Genomic DNA, 13,466 nt, shown 5'->3' with positions numbered 1-13,466 from the left:
GGCCGCCGCGCGTCGAGCACGGTCCCGAGGCGGTACGCCGCTTCCGCGCTGCCGCCGCCCGCCGCGCACCGCAGGTGGCGCTCGGCGTCCCGCTCGTCGCCGTCGCGCAGCCGTGCCGTGCCGACCTGGAGGGCGGCCTCGGTGTGCCCGGCCGCGGCGGCCCGCTCGTACCACTTGAGGGCCGCCGCGTCGTCGCCCCGGCTCGCGTACAGAATCCCGAGGTTGAAGGCCGCGTCCACGCTGCCCGCCTCCGCGGCCTTGGAGAACCACGGCTCGGCGCCGGCCGCGTCGCCGCCCTGGAGCAGCAGCACGGCGAGCGCGTTGGCGGCCTCGCGGTGCCCGGCGTACGCGGCGCGGCGGTACCACTGGTCGGCCTGGGCGGTGCGCTTCTGCTCGGCGCACAGCAGGCCGAGGTTGTACGCCCCGTTGTTGTCGCCCGCGTCCATCGCCGCGCGGTACCAGCGCTCGGCGGTCTGGGTCTCGCCGCGCTCGGCGTGCAGCGCGCCCAGCGCGTTCGCGGCGTTCCCGTCGCCGTCCTGGGCGGCCTTGAGCCACCACACGGCGGCGTTGCCCTCGTCGCCCGCGTCGCGCAGCAGGAAGCCGAGCGCGCAGGCGGCCCGGGCCTCGCCGTCCTTCGCGGACGTCAGATACCAGCGGCCGGCCTCCTTCAGCTCGCCGCGCCGCTCCAGGATCGCGCCGAGGTGCAGGGCCGCGCGGCGGTGACCGCGCGCGGCCGCCTGGCGGTACCACTGCTCGGCCTCGTCGGTGAACGAGAGCCCGCCGTCGGCGCGCTGACCGTCGGCACGCTTGTCGTCGGCGCCGCCCGGCCGTGCACCGTCTCCGCGTCCGTTGTCAGAGCGCGCGTCACCGGAGCGCGCGTCACTCCCGGGGCGCGCGGCGTTGCGACGCGCCCCTTCGCCAGGGCGTACGACACCGGTCTTCGCTCCGTCGAACCGCGCCCCCGTGGCGGGGCGCCCGAGACCGGCGCGCACACCCGTCCCCGGGCGTGCGTCGCCCTCCCCCGGGCCCTCCCGCTCCGCACGCTTGTCCAGCGCGCGCGCCAGGCGGTACGCCGCCTCCCGGTGACCGCGCTCGGCCGCCGTACGCATCCAGCGCTCCGCGCCGACGTCACCGCGGTGCTCCAGGAGGTCGGCGAGGGCGTACGCCCCCAGGGTGTGGCCCTGCTCGGCGGACTGCTTGAGCCAGTACTCGGCGGCGGGCTCGTCGCCGCGCTCGCGGTGGTGCCGGCCGAGCGCGTGCGCGGCCGCGGCGGATCCGGCAACGGCGGCGATGCGCCACCATCCTGCCGCTTCATCGACATATCCACGCTGGTGCAGGAGGACGCCGAGGTTGTTGGCGGCGGCACGGTCACCGGCCGCGGTCGCGCCGCGCAGCAAGGATTCGGCACCGTCGAGATCGCCGCGGCGCAGCAGCAGGCTGCCGAGAACGCTCATCGCGTCCACGTCTCCGGCCTCGGCCGCGAGCCGGTGCCGCATCTCCTCAGCGACCGCCCCGGGATCCTCCCGGTCGGCCGGCTGCGCAAACCGCCCCGTCTCCAACAGAGTTGCCTTGTCCCCCATAACGTCCATCGTCGCACCACCTGCAACCTGGGTACACCTGGTATACCGCAGCCAGTGAGGTCACTTCAGCGTTTTGTCGACATGCCCACAGAGAGATAAGTGAAACACAGCTTTGCTCAACTCACCCCGCTCGGACCACTCTTCGCACGAACCCCACACCAATGGCACGGGCCATCGGTATAGACCGAGCGGGCGGGGCGGTCCGGAACATGACGAAGGCCCGGATCCTCTGGAGGATCCGGGCCTTCGTCGTGCAGTAGCGGGGACAGGATTTGAACCTGCGACCTCTGGGTTATGAGCCCAGCGAGCTACCGAGCTGCTCCACCCCGCGCCGTTGTGTTGCAACCGTACCACGGCGCGAGGTGGTGCCCGTGCGCTGTCCGCGCGCTACGGGCGGGCGGCGGCGGACTAGCCGCCGTCACCGCCCTTGTCCGGATCCTTCTCCGGATCCTTCTCGGGCTCCTTGTCCGACCCCTTCCCGTCGCCGTCGCCTCCCGACGGCTTGGGCTGGGCGTCCTCCGCCCGCTGCAGGGCGTCCTGGAGCTTCTCCTGGGCCTTGCCGTACGCCTCCCAGTCGTCCCGCTTGAGCGCCTCCTTGCCCTCGTCGATCGCCGCCTGGGCGTCGTCGATGGCCTTCTGGAGCTCGGGGTTGTCGGTGTCACCCGTGGCCGGCGGCTTCTCCTTGTCGGGTTTCTCACCTTGGTCCGGTGGCTTGACGGGCGACTTGTCCGCTGTCCCGAAGACCACGTTGAGCGCCTTGTCCAAGGTGTCCTCGAAGGCGATCTTGTTGCCGTAGGTGACGAGGACCTTCTTCAGGAGCGGGTACTTCAGCCCGCCGCCCTTCACATAGACGGGCTCCACATAGAGCAGCCCCCCGTCCAACGGCACCGTCAGCAGATTCCCGTAGTCGACTTCGGAGTCGCCGCCCTTGAGAAGTCTGATCTGTTCGGCGATCGCTTCGTTGGAGTTGAACTTGCTCTGGACCTGTTTGGGTCCGTCGACCGTCGTACTCGACGGCATCTTCAGGATTCTGATCTTGCCGTAGTCATCGGTTCCCGCCTCGGCGTTGACCGACATGAAGGCACTCAGGTTGTCCCGGCCGTTGGGATTGAAGGACGTCGTCAGCGAGAAGTCCTGCTGTTTCTGGCCGGGCATCTTCATGCTCAGGTAGTACGGCGGGACGGCGCTCGACGTCTGGTTCGTCGGGTCGTCCGGCACCTGCCACACCTCGCTGCCGCTGAGGAACGTCTCGGCGTCCTTCACGTGGTAGCGGGTGAGCAGCTCGCGCTGCACCTTGAACAGGTCCTGCGGGTAGCGCAGGTGGTCCATCAGGGCCGCGGAGATCTCGCTCTTGTCCTTGACGGTGTCCGGGAACGCCTTGCGCCACGTCTTGAGGACGGGGTCCTTGGTGTCCCACTCGTACAGCTTGACTTCGCCGGTGTACGCGTCGACGGTCGCCTTCACCGAGTTGCGGATGTAGTTGACCTGGTTCTGCTGGGCCACCACCGCGCGCTGGTTGTTCCGCGCGGTCAGCGAGTCGGCCGTGGTGTCGCCGAGCGTGGTCCGCGAGGCGTACGGATAGCCGTTCGTCGTGGTGTACGCGTCGACGATCCACTGGATCTTCTTGCCGACGACCGCCGGATAGGCGTCGCCGTCGATGGTCAGCCAGGGGGCGACCGCTTCGACGCGCTCCTTCGGCGTGCGGTTGTACAGGATCCGCGAGCCCTCGCCGATCGCTCCGGAGTAGAGCATCTGCGGCTCGCCGAACGACACCGCGTACGCCGCTCTGTTCAGCGGATTGGAGAGGTTGACGCCGCTCTTGCCCTTGTAGCTGGTCGTCTTCTCGCCGTTGTCGTCGGAGTAGTCGATCTCCTTCTGGGGACCGCCGACGATGGAGTACTGCGTGGTCTTCTCGCCGTAGTAGATCCGCTGCTGGTACTGGCCCAGGCTGCCCTTGGACGGCAGGTCGGACTCGGTGAACTTCGGCCGTCCCTGTTCGTCGGCCTCGGTGCCCTTGGCCGCGACCACTCCGTACCCGTGGGTGTAGCGGAAGTGGTCGTTGATCCAGTTGTTCTTCGGGATGCCGTCCAGGTTCAGCTCGCGCAGGCCGATGACGGTGTCCTGCTCCTTGCCGTCCTTGGTCTTGTACCGGTCGACGTCCAGGTTCGACGGGAAGCCGTAGTAGTTCTTCATCTGCTGCAGCTGCTGGAACGTCGGCGAGACGATGTTCGGGTCGAGCAGGCGCAGGCTCGCGGCACCCGCCACGTCGTCGCGCAGCTTCGTCTTGTCGTCGGTCTTGCTGACGCCGGGGTACTCCCTGACGTTCGTGCCGCCGATGCCGTACGCCTTGCGGGTCGCCTCGAGGTTCTTCTCGACGTACGGAGACTCCTTGGCCTGCTCGTTCGGCTGGACCTGGAACTTCTGCACGATGGCCGGGTACAGCCCGCCGATGAGGATCGCGGAGAGCACCATCAGGCCGAAGCCGATCACCGGCAGCTGCCAGGTGCGCCGCCAGAGCGTCGCGAAGAACAGCAGCGCGCAGATGACCGCGATGCAGAACAGAATGGTCTTCGCCGGGAGATAGGCGTTCGCGTCCACATAGCGCAGGCCCGTCCAGTTGCCCGTGGCCTTGAAGTCACTGGACTTCACCGCGAGGCCGTACCGGTCGAGCCAGTACGCCACCGCCTTGAGGGCGACGAAGATGCCGATGAGCACCGAGAGGTGGCCGGTGGCCGCGGCCGTGGCCCGCCCGCCGGGGCTGGTGATGCGCAGGCCGCCGTACAGATAGTGGGTCAGGGCGGCGGCGATCACCGAGAGCACCGTGGCGGCGAAGCCGAAGCCCAGCAGGAAGCGGTACCAGGGCAGGTCGAAGGCGTAGAAGGACACGTCCAGATGGAACTGGGGGTCCTTCTGGTGGAAGGGCACGCCGTTGACCCACATGAGCCAGGTGCGCCACTGGCCCGAGGCGGACGCGCCCGCGATCAGGCCGACGAGGGCCGTGATGCCGATCAGCAGCCACTTCTTGTAGGGCGCGATCGCCATGCGATACCGGTCGAGGCTCTGTTGCTCCATCGACATGGCGCTCAGCGGCGGGCGCAGCCGGTGCGCCAGCCAGATGTTCAGGCCGACCGCGGCCGCCATGAGCAGACCGAAGGCGAAGAACAGGCCGATCTTGGTCCACAGGGTCGTCGTGAAGACCGATGAGTAACCGACCGAGCGGTACCAGAGCCAGTCCGTCCAGAATCCCGCGAACATGACGAACGCCATGGCCAGAACGGCCAGGACGCCGAGCGTCATGAGCAGGGTCCGGACACGACGGGACGGTCGGCCCACTCTGATCCGTGGCCCCGTCGGGCCTCCGCCGCGGTCCGGCATCTGGAAAGCCAAGGTGCGCACCTCGAAGTTCGCTGTAGCTGTGGCTGGCTGAAACAGGCCCCGCGATCGTAGAGCCCACTCATGCAACTTACCGACGCTTTACTCAGTTCCCGTTCCGGGGTCTGAACGAGGCAGGATATTGGTCATGCCCAACGTTTCCTCCTCCGGCCCTCCGATGGCCGCGAGCCCCCTCACCCGCGCAGTGCTCGAAATCGACGAATATGTCGCGTCGCTCGGCTGGGATCAGCCGGCTCGCCTCTTCGCTCTCGTCGACACCGCCCAACTGCGCGCCCAGGAGCCGACCCTGGCCGACCGCCTCGGTCTGTCCGACGACCCGTCCGCCGGGCCGCTCACCCCCATCGAACAGGACGAGCTGCCCGCGGGCGCTCCGCTCGACGAGTTCCTCGGCACCATCGCCTGGCCCGACTCGGTCGCCGGCTGCGCCCTGAGCGTGGAGCGCCTGATGCTTCCGCCGTCGGCCGAAGCCTCCGTGCCGGAGGGCATGAGCGAGAAGCAGCTCGCGAAGTGGGTGGCCAAGCACCCGGACCGCCAGGAGGTCCGCATGACGGTCGCGGTGCTGCGCGACGGCGCCCGCGACTCGGCGCTGCGGCTGCGCGAGAAGGACTCCGCCACGGACGTCCTCACCGGCTCGGACCTGGTGCCGGGGCTCGCGGAGGCGCTGGCGGCGACCTTCGCGGAGTAGCTTCCGTGGCCGGGGCCGGCGTCGGCCGCCCCGGCCACTGCCGTTCCGTCAGCCCTTGGTGGTGCACTTCGGCAGGTCGGCGGTGTCGCCCTTGCTGATGGCCTTGAGGGACTTCACGGCGTCGTCGATGGTGTCCACCTTGACCAGCGTGAGCCCGTCGGGGACATCGCTCGCGGCGGACGCGCAGTTGTCCTTCGGCGTCAGGAAGTACTCGGCGCCCTTGTCGCGCGCGCCGACGGTCTTCATCTCGATGCCGCCGATCGGGCCGACCTTGCCGGTGTCGTCGATGGTGCCGGTGCCGGCGACGAACTTGCCGCCGGTGAGGTCGCCCGGCGTGAGCTTGTCGACGATGCCGAGGGCGAACATCAGCCCCGCGCTGGGCCCGCCCACGTCGGCGAGCTTGATGTCGATCGTGAACGGGTAGGTGTGGTCGGTCCCGGCCTTGATGCCGACGACCGCGCGGCCGTCGTCCTCGGCCTTCTCCGTGGTCATCTTCACGGTCTCGCTCGCGGCCGGCTCCTTGCCCGCCTTCTCGGCGGCCGCGGCCTCCTTGACGGGGACGACGCCGAACACGACGGGCTCACCCGGCTTGTGTTTCGTGACCAGTTTGGCGACGTCCGTGAACTCCTTCACGGCCGTGCCGTCGACGCTCTTGATGACATCGCCCGCGTGCAGCTTGCCCTCGGCAGGGCTGTCCTTGAAGACGGTGGCGACGACCACCTGGGACTTCACCGGGATCTTCAGTTCCTTGAGGGCGGCGACCTTCGCGCTCTCCTGGGACTGGCTGAACTCCTCGGCGTTCTCCTGCGTGGACTGCTGCTCGGTCTTGCCGTCCGGGTACAGGGTGTCGTGCGGGACGACGATGTTGTCGTGCGCCATCCAGCCGTACACGGCCTCCGCGAGGTTCATCTTGTAGTCGGCGCTGGTCACCCTGACCGTCGTCATGTTCAGGTGGCCGCTCGTGGCGTACGTCTTGCGGCCCGAGATCTGCAGCACCGGCTCGCCGTCGTGGTCCCCCAGGGTGTTCACCGTCGGCCCCGGGGACATCTCCGAATACGGCACTTTGATGAGCACTCCGGCGCAGAGCAGCGCGATCAGCATCAGGGTGGAGGCGAGCATCGTCGCAGTGCGGCGTGGCATGGAACGACAGTACGGGACGGCCCTGTGGGTGCATCCCTGGGGCGGCCGTACGTGATCAGGCAGGGGTGTCGGAGCCCGAGTGGGACTTCTCCATCGCCTCGCGGAACGCGGCGTAGCCGTTCAGCTCGGTGTTGTCACCGGTCCTGCCGCTCTTGCGGTTCCGGTTGGCCCAGCCCGCCCACAGACCGGCACCGATCGCCGCCAGAAGCGGAATCAGCAACCAGGCAAGTGACGCCACGTCGACCTCCCGACCCCATGAGCGACCACAACTGACTGATCAGCAGATTAACCATCCGCTCCGTCAACGCTCACGGCAGGGGTCGGGTTACGCAACCTGAGCCCTGTGGAGCAACAACGACGACGCTACGCGCCGACCCACTCTTCTTGGCCGTCGGAGAACCGCTGGTGCTTCCAGATGGGCACCTCGTGCTTGAGGTCGTCGATCAGCTTGCGGCAGGCCGCGAATGCCTCGGCCCGGTGCGGGCAGGACACCGCGACCACGACCGCGAGGTCACCCACGGAGAGGTCCCCGACCCGGTGCACCGCGGCCAGGGCGCGCACCGGGAACTCGGCGACGACCTTCTCCGCCACGCGCCGCAGCTCCGCCTCGGCGCTGGGGTGGCTCGAATACCCGAGCTCGTCCACGTCCGCGCCGCCGTCGTGATCGCGCACTGTCCCGACGAACAGCGCCGTGCCCCCCGCGGCGTCGTCGCCGACGGCCTTGAAGACCTCGTCGAGCGAGAGCGGGGTGTCACGGATCGCGAGCAGCCGAATCGGCTCGGCAGCGGCCTGCTCACCGGGGTGGTCCATCGGATTACGTGCCATGCAGCCATCGTGCCGCACACCACTGACATCCAGGAATAGCCCTTTCACCCGGCACCCACGGGGAAGCCTTGGACCTCCCTACAGCAAGGGTCCCGTGCCTGTTCCGGCTGTGGGCAATCGTTCCGCAGGGCGGAACGGGTGACCCCGGGGGCTACAGCCGCCGCCGGGCCTTCCGCGCCCGCCGCACCAGAGCGGCCGTACCCAACAGGGCCACCGTCGCTCCCGCGGCCCCCGCCGCCGTCGCGTCCTTGCGCCCGAGCCGCCGCCCGGCGACAGTGCGCCGCCCCGCGACCTCCTCGAGCAGCTCCGCGAGGACCTCCTCATTGGTCCACTGCGGCCGCCACCCCGCGTCGTGCAGGCGGCTGACGCTGACGACCCAGGGATGCATCGTGTACGCGAGGTCCCCGGCCGGGGACGGCGTGAGCCCGATCCGGTGGAGCCGTGCCGCCGCGCCGAGAGCGACCGTGGACGGCAGCTCCATGCGCCGGATCCCGCTCAGCTCCTCGACCTCCTCCTGCTCCAGCCACCCGTCGCAGCCGACGGCCAGTTCCCCGTCGACCTTCTCGACGACCGCGTACTCCAGCGCGCTGCACAGATCGTCGACGTGGCAGAACTGCCACACGGGCCGCGACCCCGCCACCACAAGGAGCCGCGGAGACTCGAAGTACCTGGTCAGCGCGGTGTCGGTGCCGCCAACCAAGATCGCGGGCCGCACCACGGTGACGTTCAGACCGGGGTGCGCGCGGGGGGCGCGCCGGGCGAGGCGCTCGATCTCCAGGAGGTCGCCGACGCCGGTCGCCTCCGCCGTCGCCCGCAATTCGGCGTCTTCGGAGAGGGGCAGTTCGTTGTCGGACAGTGCTCCGTAGACCATCGCCGACGTGCACAGCACGACACGGTGCACGCCCGCGGCGGCAGCCGCCGTCAGGACGGTCTGGGTACCGCGCACGTTGTACGCCGTACGGGCCGCGGCGTCGGTCTCCAGGTCGAGATCGAGTGCCAGGTGCACCACGACGTCCACGCCGCGCAGCTTCTCCGCGATCGCCGGGTCCCGGACGTCCAGGATGTGCCACTGCGCCTGCGCGCAGTCACCGCGCCGTTCGTCGATGGCCACGACCTGCTTGATCGCCTCCGACGCCGCCAGGCGCTCGGTGAGCTGCGCGCCCACGCCCGCCGCCGCGCCGGTGACGGCGACGACGGGGCCGCGCGGGCCCGCGGACGGGGAGCCGTCGCGCTGGGGCGCCACCGCGGGGGGCGTCTCCGCCGCCCGGACGGAGTCCGGCTCTCCGGCAGGCCCTGCCGGCTTCGGGTCTGAGGGGTTTCGCGCTGCGCGAACCTGTGGATCTGGGGAACTCACCGGGCGTCTCCAGCGGTTGTCTTCAGTACACGCGCGAACTGACGCGTACGTACCAGGTGGCATCCATCCTGCCGCAGCCCCCGAGGCGGCGGAGCACCGAGGCCCGAACCGGCCGCGGTGTCTACGCTGGGTGGTGTTGTCGGGCAATCGCCACCGGACCCAAGATCCGGTGGCCCAACGAGCCGAGGAATCCCGTGAGTGACACCCCATTCGGATTCGGCCTTCCGCCGGAGGAGCCGGAGAACGGCGACGAGGGCAAGAAGAAGGACACCCCCGGAGGGGGACAGGGTTCCGGTGGCCCTGCCAACCCGTTCGGTTTCGGGGCCCTGGGAGCGGGGGGCGCCGGCGGCGACAATCCCTTCGCCGCGATGTTCGGGTCGATGAACCCGAACGACCTGGGCGCCGCCTTCCAGCAGCTCGGCCAGATGCTGTCGTACGAGGGCGGGCCGGTGAACTGGGACATGGCCAAGGACATCGCGCGCCAGACCGTCTCCCAGGGGACGGCTGACGGCACCAAGGACGCGAGCGTCGGCCCCGCCGAGCGCACGTCGGTCGAGGAGGCCGTGCGCCTCGCGGACCTGTGGCTGGACGACGCGACGTCCCTGCCGTCCGGTGCGGGCAGCGCCGTCGCCTGGAGCCGTGCGGAGTGGGTCGAGGCCACCCTCCCGGCCTGGAAGGAACTGGTCGACCCGGTCGCCGAGCGCGTCGGCCTGGCCATGGGTGACGTCCTGCCCGAGGAGATGCAGGCCATGGCGGGCCCGCTGATCGGCATGATGCGCTCCATGGGCGGCGCGATGTTCGGCCAGCAGATCGGCCAGGCCGTCGGCGTCCTCGCGGGCGAGGTCGTCGGTTCCACGGACATCGGGCTGCCCCTGGGCCCGGCCGGCAAGGCCGCGCTCCTCCCGGTGAACGTGGAGGCGTTCGGCAAGGACCTGAGCGTGCCCATGGAGGAGGTGCGCCTGTATCTGGCGCTGCGCGAGGCCGCCCACCAGCGGCTCTTCGCCCACGTGCCGTGGCTGCGCTCGCATCTGTTCGGCGCCGTCGAGGGGTACGCGCGCGGGATCAAGGTCGACACCTCCAAGCTGGAGGACGTCGTCGGCCAGTTCGACCCGCAGAACCCGGAGCAGCTTCAGGAAGCACTCCAGCAGGGCATGTTCCAGCCGGAGGACACGGCCGAGCAGAAGGCCGCCCTCGCCCGCCTGGAGACCGCTCTGGCGCTCGTCGAGGGCTGGGTGGACGCGGTCGTGCACGCGGCGGCCAAGCCGCGCCTGTCGTCCGCCGACGCGCTGCGCGAGACGCTGCGCAGGCGCCGCGCCACCGGCGGGCCCGCCGAGCAGACCTTCGCGACGCTGATCGGCCTGGAGCTGCGCCCGCGCCGGCTGCGGGACGCCTCGCGCCTGTGGGCCTCGCTCACGGACGCGCGCGGCGTGGACGGCCGGGACGGCCTGTGGGCCCACCCGGACATGCTCCCGACGGCGTCCGACCTGGACGACCCGGACGGCTTCGTGCACCGCGAGCAGCTGGACTTCTCCGAGCTGGACAAGATGCTCGGCGAGGCGGCGGGCGGCGGCACGGCGGGCAGGCCGGACCTGTCCAAGGGCGACCCCAAGAGCGACGACACCGCCGCCGACGACAGCAAGGACGACAGCGGCAAGGACGACGACGGCAAGTGAGCCTGCACGATGACGCCGTTCTCGTCCTGAAGGCATACGAGAACCAGGAAGAGCTGCGCCAGTACTACCTGGACCACCTGTCCGCGCACCCCGACGACGGCATGTGGAAGGCATGCACGGACGGGCATGTGACCGCCAGTGCCCTGGTCGTCGACCCGTCGCGCGGGCGCGTGCTGCTCACGCTCCACAAGAAGCTGCGGATGTGGCTTCAGATGGGCGGCCACTGCGAGCCGGGCGACGCCTCCCTGGCCGCCGCCGCGCTGCGTGAGGCCACCGAGGAGTCGGGCGTCCCGGGCCTGTCGCTGCTGCCCGGCGGCCCGGTCCGCCTGGACCGGCACCCGATCCCGGGGCCGTGCACCCAGCACCTGGACGTGCAGTACGCCGCGCTCGCCCCGCCGGACGCGGTCGAGTCGATCAGCGAAGAATCGTTGGACCTGCGCTGGTTCGCGTACGACGAGGTGGCGGACGTCGCGGACGAGTCGGTGGTGCGCCTGGTGGAGGCCACTCGCGCCCGGCTGTGACACGCCTATGAGACATGGGTAAGGGGCGGTCGCCATGGCGACCGCCCCTTACCCATGTCTCTCAGCGGCTCAGTTCCAGACGTTGCCCTGGTTCTGCCCGCGGGCCCCCTGCTGCCCCATGCCGAACTGGGCGCGCGCTCCCTGGCCGATGTTGGCGTGCTGCGGCGGCAGCATCTCGCTCGGCTGGACGAGGGCGTAGCCCTGTCCCATGAAGCTGAGCTCCCAGCCCTCGCCGGTGTTGCCGCGGCGCCGCCACACGCCCGAGGAGTGCGTCTGGGCCTGCATCTGCACCCGCAGCCCGTTGGACCAGGCGACGATCGCGTCCGCGTCGGCGTTGACGTACCGGTCCGGGGTGACCTGGAGCATCAGCGGCTGGCCCGACGTCATCAGGGCGACCTTGCCGCGCCCGGTGATGTTGAGCTGGTACTTGCCGGAGCCGGAGATGCCGTACTGGCTGTCCACGGCGATGACCTGGTGGGTCAGCGACGAGTCCATGGCGAGGACGTATGAACTGTCCACCGTCAGGCCGTCCTGGTCCACGTCCACCAAGTGGATGTACTGCGCGAGGTTCGCGAAGTAGACGGTGCCCTGTCCGTGGCAGCGCATCAGGTCGAGGCCCTCGCCGGTGCGCGCGCGGGCGCGCTGCTGGCCCCGGCTCTGGTACTCGGCGTCGAACTCCACCAGGCCCTGGTAGGCGACCATGGCGCCCTTGCGGGCGAGCACGTCGTCGTGGCCTTCGAGGGCGACCCGCAGGAGCTGCGGGTTCTGGACGGTGTAGCGCTCCTGGGTCTGTTGCTCGGTGTGCGCGAAAAGCGGGCTCTGCATGGTGTGTTGCTCCCCCTCAGCTCCGGATCCGGAGGCGGTCGGTGCTGTCCTCACTGGGCTGTACGACGACGATGCCCTCTCCGGAGAAGCCCATCTGGTAGGCCTCGCCGCTGCCGCGCCCGATCAGGGAACCGGCCCTGAAGCTGCGCTTGCCCTTGACCTTCAGGTTCGGCGACCAGGCGATCAGGGCGTCCGGGTCCACGTACGTCTCGTCGTCGCCGCGGCCGCAGTCGACGACGATCGGCGTCCCGCGCGAGGTCAGCGCCACCCAGCCCTGGCCGGAGACCTTGATGTTCCACAGGCCCTGCCCGGCGAACTTCGCCAGGCCCTTGACCCGCTCGACGCCCCACTGGAGGCTCGCGTCGAAGGCCAGCAGGTTGGTGCCGTTCACGGAGAGCGAGTCGCCCGCCAGGTTGATGACGACGACATCCGCTCCGTAGTCCGCGAGATAGAGCAGGCCGTCTCCGGAGCACTTCATCAAGGGGGCGCCCTCGCCGGTGATCCAGTCGCGGGCGATCTGGCGGACGGCGGGCGGATTCGGCTCGTACTGCACGAAGCCTTCGTAGGCGACCATCGATCCCACGCGCGCGAGGAGGTCGTTTCCGGTCTGCATGGCGACCTTGACCATGTGGTGGCCGTGGTTCTCCATGCGGGCGGCGACGGGTGCCGGGGCAAAGCCCGCGAGCTGCTGGTTCATGACGGGCTCCCTCAGACCTCGAACGGCTGGACGACGATGAAATTGCCGGGCGCGCCACGGAACTGGAGGTTCACGCTCTCCCCCGTGGAGCCCGCGGAGGCGTTGCCGCGCAGCCTGACCTGGCTGGAGACGATCGCCTGCGCGGCCGCCGACCACGCCACCACGGCGTGGCAGTCGGCGAAGGTCGTCGGCGTGACCGGCAGCACGACGGGCATTCCGTGCGTCTTCACGACGACCGTGCCGGTCCCCTGGAACTGCATGACGAACAGCGCGCCACCGGGGATCCCGTGGCCCTCGATGCGGCGCACCTCGTGCTGGAGGGACTCGTCGAAGGCGAGGACGTTCTCCGCGGAGACACAGATCGCGTCCCCCTGGAGCTCGACGGGGTGCAGATGCGTGCCCTCCTCGGCGAGGAAGACCTGGCCGCGTCCGGAGCAGCGCATGAGCTGCATCTCCTGGCCGGTCGCGTTGCCGACGATGCGGCCCTGGAAGCCCGCGCCCTTGTAGCCGAACTCGACCTTGCCCTGGTACAGGACCATGCTGCCCTGGCGGGCGAGCACCGGCTGGTCGCCGACGCCCAGGTCGACGCGGACCAGCTTCTCGTTCTGCTGTGTCCAGCGCTGGCCGGTGGCGGCCTCGCGGTACTTCTGGAGCGCGGCGGCGACGCCGGCGCCCTGCGGGGCGGCCTGCGGGACGCCGCCCGGCGCGCCCGCGAACGGGGCCTGTGCCTGGCCGGGGATCTGCCCGGGGGCGGGGGCCTGGGGCTGCTGGCC

Annotated in this window: 12 protein-coding genes and 1 tRNA gene; 3 read left to right on the top strand and 10 right to left on the bottom strand. The window is 70.2% G+C overall.

Going from position 1 to position 13,466, the window contains the following annotated elements; genetic code table 11:
• From STRAU_RS17415 to STRAU_RS17405, 3 genes are all read right to left on the bottom strand, one after another.
• On the bottom strand, positions 1-1,589 hold a 1,589-nt coding region (locus STRAU_RS17415; protein WP_078621289.1), incomplete at its 3' end, for a tetratricopeptide repeat protein.
• A gap of 248 nt (positions 1,590-1,837) precedes the next feature.
• Positions 1,838-1,911, bottom strand: a tRNA-Met gene (locus STRAU_RS17410).
• 77 nt (positions 1,912-1,988) lie between these two features.
• Complete coding sequence (locus STRAU_RS17405) at positions 1,989-4,955, bottom strand: UPF0182 family membrane protein (RefSeq protein WP_078621287.1); 2,967 nt, start codon at positions 4,953-4,955, stop codon at positions 1,989-1,991.
• Between the two features lie 145 nt (positions 4,956-5,100).
• Between STRAU_RS17405 and STRAU_RS17400 the strand changes: the two genes are divergently transcribed.
• Positions 5,101-5,658, top strand: coding sequence for a PPA1309 family protein (locus STRAU_RS17400; protein WP_037660104.1), 558 nt, complete (start codon positions 5,101-5,103; stop codon positions 5,656-5,658).
• Between the two features lie 48 nt (positions 5,659-5,706).
• On the opposite strand, the gene STRAU_RS17395 is transcribed toward STRAU_RS17400, so the two are convergent.
• The 4 genes from STRAU_RS17395 to STRAU_RS17380 all read right to left on the bottom strand — a co-directional run bounded on the left by STRAU_RS17395 (position 5,707) and on the right by STRAU_RS17380 (position 8,977).
• Complete coding sequence (locus tag STRAU_RS17395) at positions 5,707-6,798, bottom strand: YlbL family protein (RefSeq protein WP_037660101.1); 1,092 nt, start codon at positions 6,796-6,798, stop codon at positions 5,707-5,709.
• 55 nt (positions 6,799-6,853) lie between these two features.
• On the bottom strand, positions 6,854-7,036 hold the full coding sequence (locus STRAU_RS17390) for a hypothetical protein (protein WP_037660098.1): 183 nt from the start codon (positions 7,034-7,036) through the stop codon (positions 6,854-6,856).
• 125 nt (positions 7,037-7,161) lie between these two features.
• A complete protein-coding gene (locus tag STRAU_RS17385; protein WP_037660094.1) occupies positions 7,162-7,623 on the bottom strand; it encodes a molybdenum cofactor biosynthesis protein MoaE in 462 nt (153 codons plus the stop codon).
• Between the two features lie 151 nt (positions 7,624-7,774).
• Entirely contained in the window at positions 7,775-8,977 is a 1,203-nt protein-coding gene (locus STRAU_RS17380) for an SDR family oxidoreductase (RefSeq protein ID WP_037660092.1), read from the bottom strand.
• 194 nt (positions 8,978-9,171) lie between these two features.
• Between STRAU_RS17380 and STRAU_RS17375 the strand changes: the two genes are divergently transcribed.
• Both STRAU_RS17375 and STRAU_RS17370 read left to right on the top strand, forming a co-directional pair.
• Positions 9,172-10,650 (top strand): zinc-dependent metalloprotease, encoded by a 1,479-nt coding sequence (locus tag STRAU_RS17375; protein WP_016641655.1) that lies wholly within the window; start codon positions 9,172-9,174, stop codon positions 10,648-10,650.
• Positions 10,647-11,171 (top strand): NUDIX hydrolase, encoded by a 525-nt coding sequence (locus STRAU_RS17370; RefSeq protein ID WP_016641654.1) that lies wholly within the window; start codon positions 10,647-10,649, stop codon positions 11,169-11,171. Before STRAU_RS17375 ends, STRAU_RS17370 begins: the two co-directional genes overlap by 4 nt.
• Positions 11,172-11,240: 69 nt before the next feature.
• On the opposite strand, the gene STRAU_RS17365 is transcribed toward STRAU_RS17370, so the two are convergent.
• From STRAU_RS17365 to STRAU_RS17355, 3 genes are all read right to left on the bottom strand, one after another.
• A complete protein-coding gene (locus STRAU_RS17365; RefSeq protein WP_016641653.1) occupies positions 11,241-11,996 on the bottom strand; it encodes an AIM24 family protein in 756 nt (251 codons plus the stop codon).
• A 16-nt stretch (positions 11,997-12,012) separates the two neighbouring features.
• Entirely contained in the window at positions 12,013-12,693 is a 681-nt protein-coding gene (locus STRAU_RS17360) for an AIM24 family protein (RefSeq protein WP_016641652.1), read from the bottom strand.
• Positions 12,694-12,704: 11 nt separating this feature from the next.
• The coding region (locus tag STRAU_RS17355) for an AIM24 family protein (protein ID WP_037660090.1) at positions 12,705-13,466 on the bottom strand (762 nt) is incomplete at its 5' end.

Origin of the sequence: Streptomyces aurantiacus JA 4570, from assembly GCF_000414115.1 — a bacterium.
Taxonomy (GTDB): domain Bacteria; phylum Actinomycetota; class Actinomycetes; order Streptomycetales; family Streptomycetaceae; genus Streptomyces; species Streptomyces aurantiacus_A.
The sequence above is the reverse complement of the archived record's forward strand: the minus strand, read 5'-3'. Positions and strand labels throughout refer to the sequence as shown.

Bases quoted from the DNA above. Each gene is read 5' to 3' on its own strand.
- STRAU_RS17400 (WP_037660104.1), top strand. From the start codon at position 5,101: ATGCCCAACGTTTCCTCCTCCGGCCCTCCGATGGCCGCGAGCCCCCTC.
- STRAU_RS17395 (WP_037660101.1), bottom strand. From the start codon at position 6,798: ATGCCACGCCGCACTGCGACGATGCTCGCCTCCACCCTGATGCTGATC.
- STRAU_RS17385 (WP_037660094.1), bottom strand. From the start codon at position 7,623: ATGGCACGTAATCCGATGGACCACCCCGGTGAGCAGGCCGCTGCCGAG.
- STRAU_RS17405 (WP_078621287.1), bottom strand. From the start codon at position 4,955: ATGCCGGACCGCGGCGGAGGCCCGACGGGGCCACGGATCAGAGTGGGC.
- STRAU_RS17360 (WP_016641652.1), bottom strand. From the start codon at position 12,693: ATGAACCAGCAGCTCGCGGGCTTTGCCCCGGCACCCGTCGCCGCCCGC.
- STRAU_RS17365 (WP_016641653.1), bottom strand. From the start codon at position 11,996: ATGCAGAGCCCGCTTTTCGCGCACACCGAGCAACAGACCCAGGAGCGC.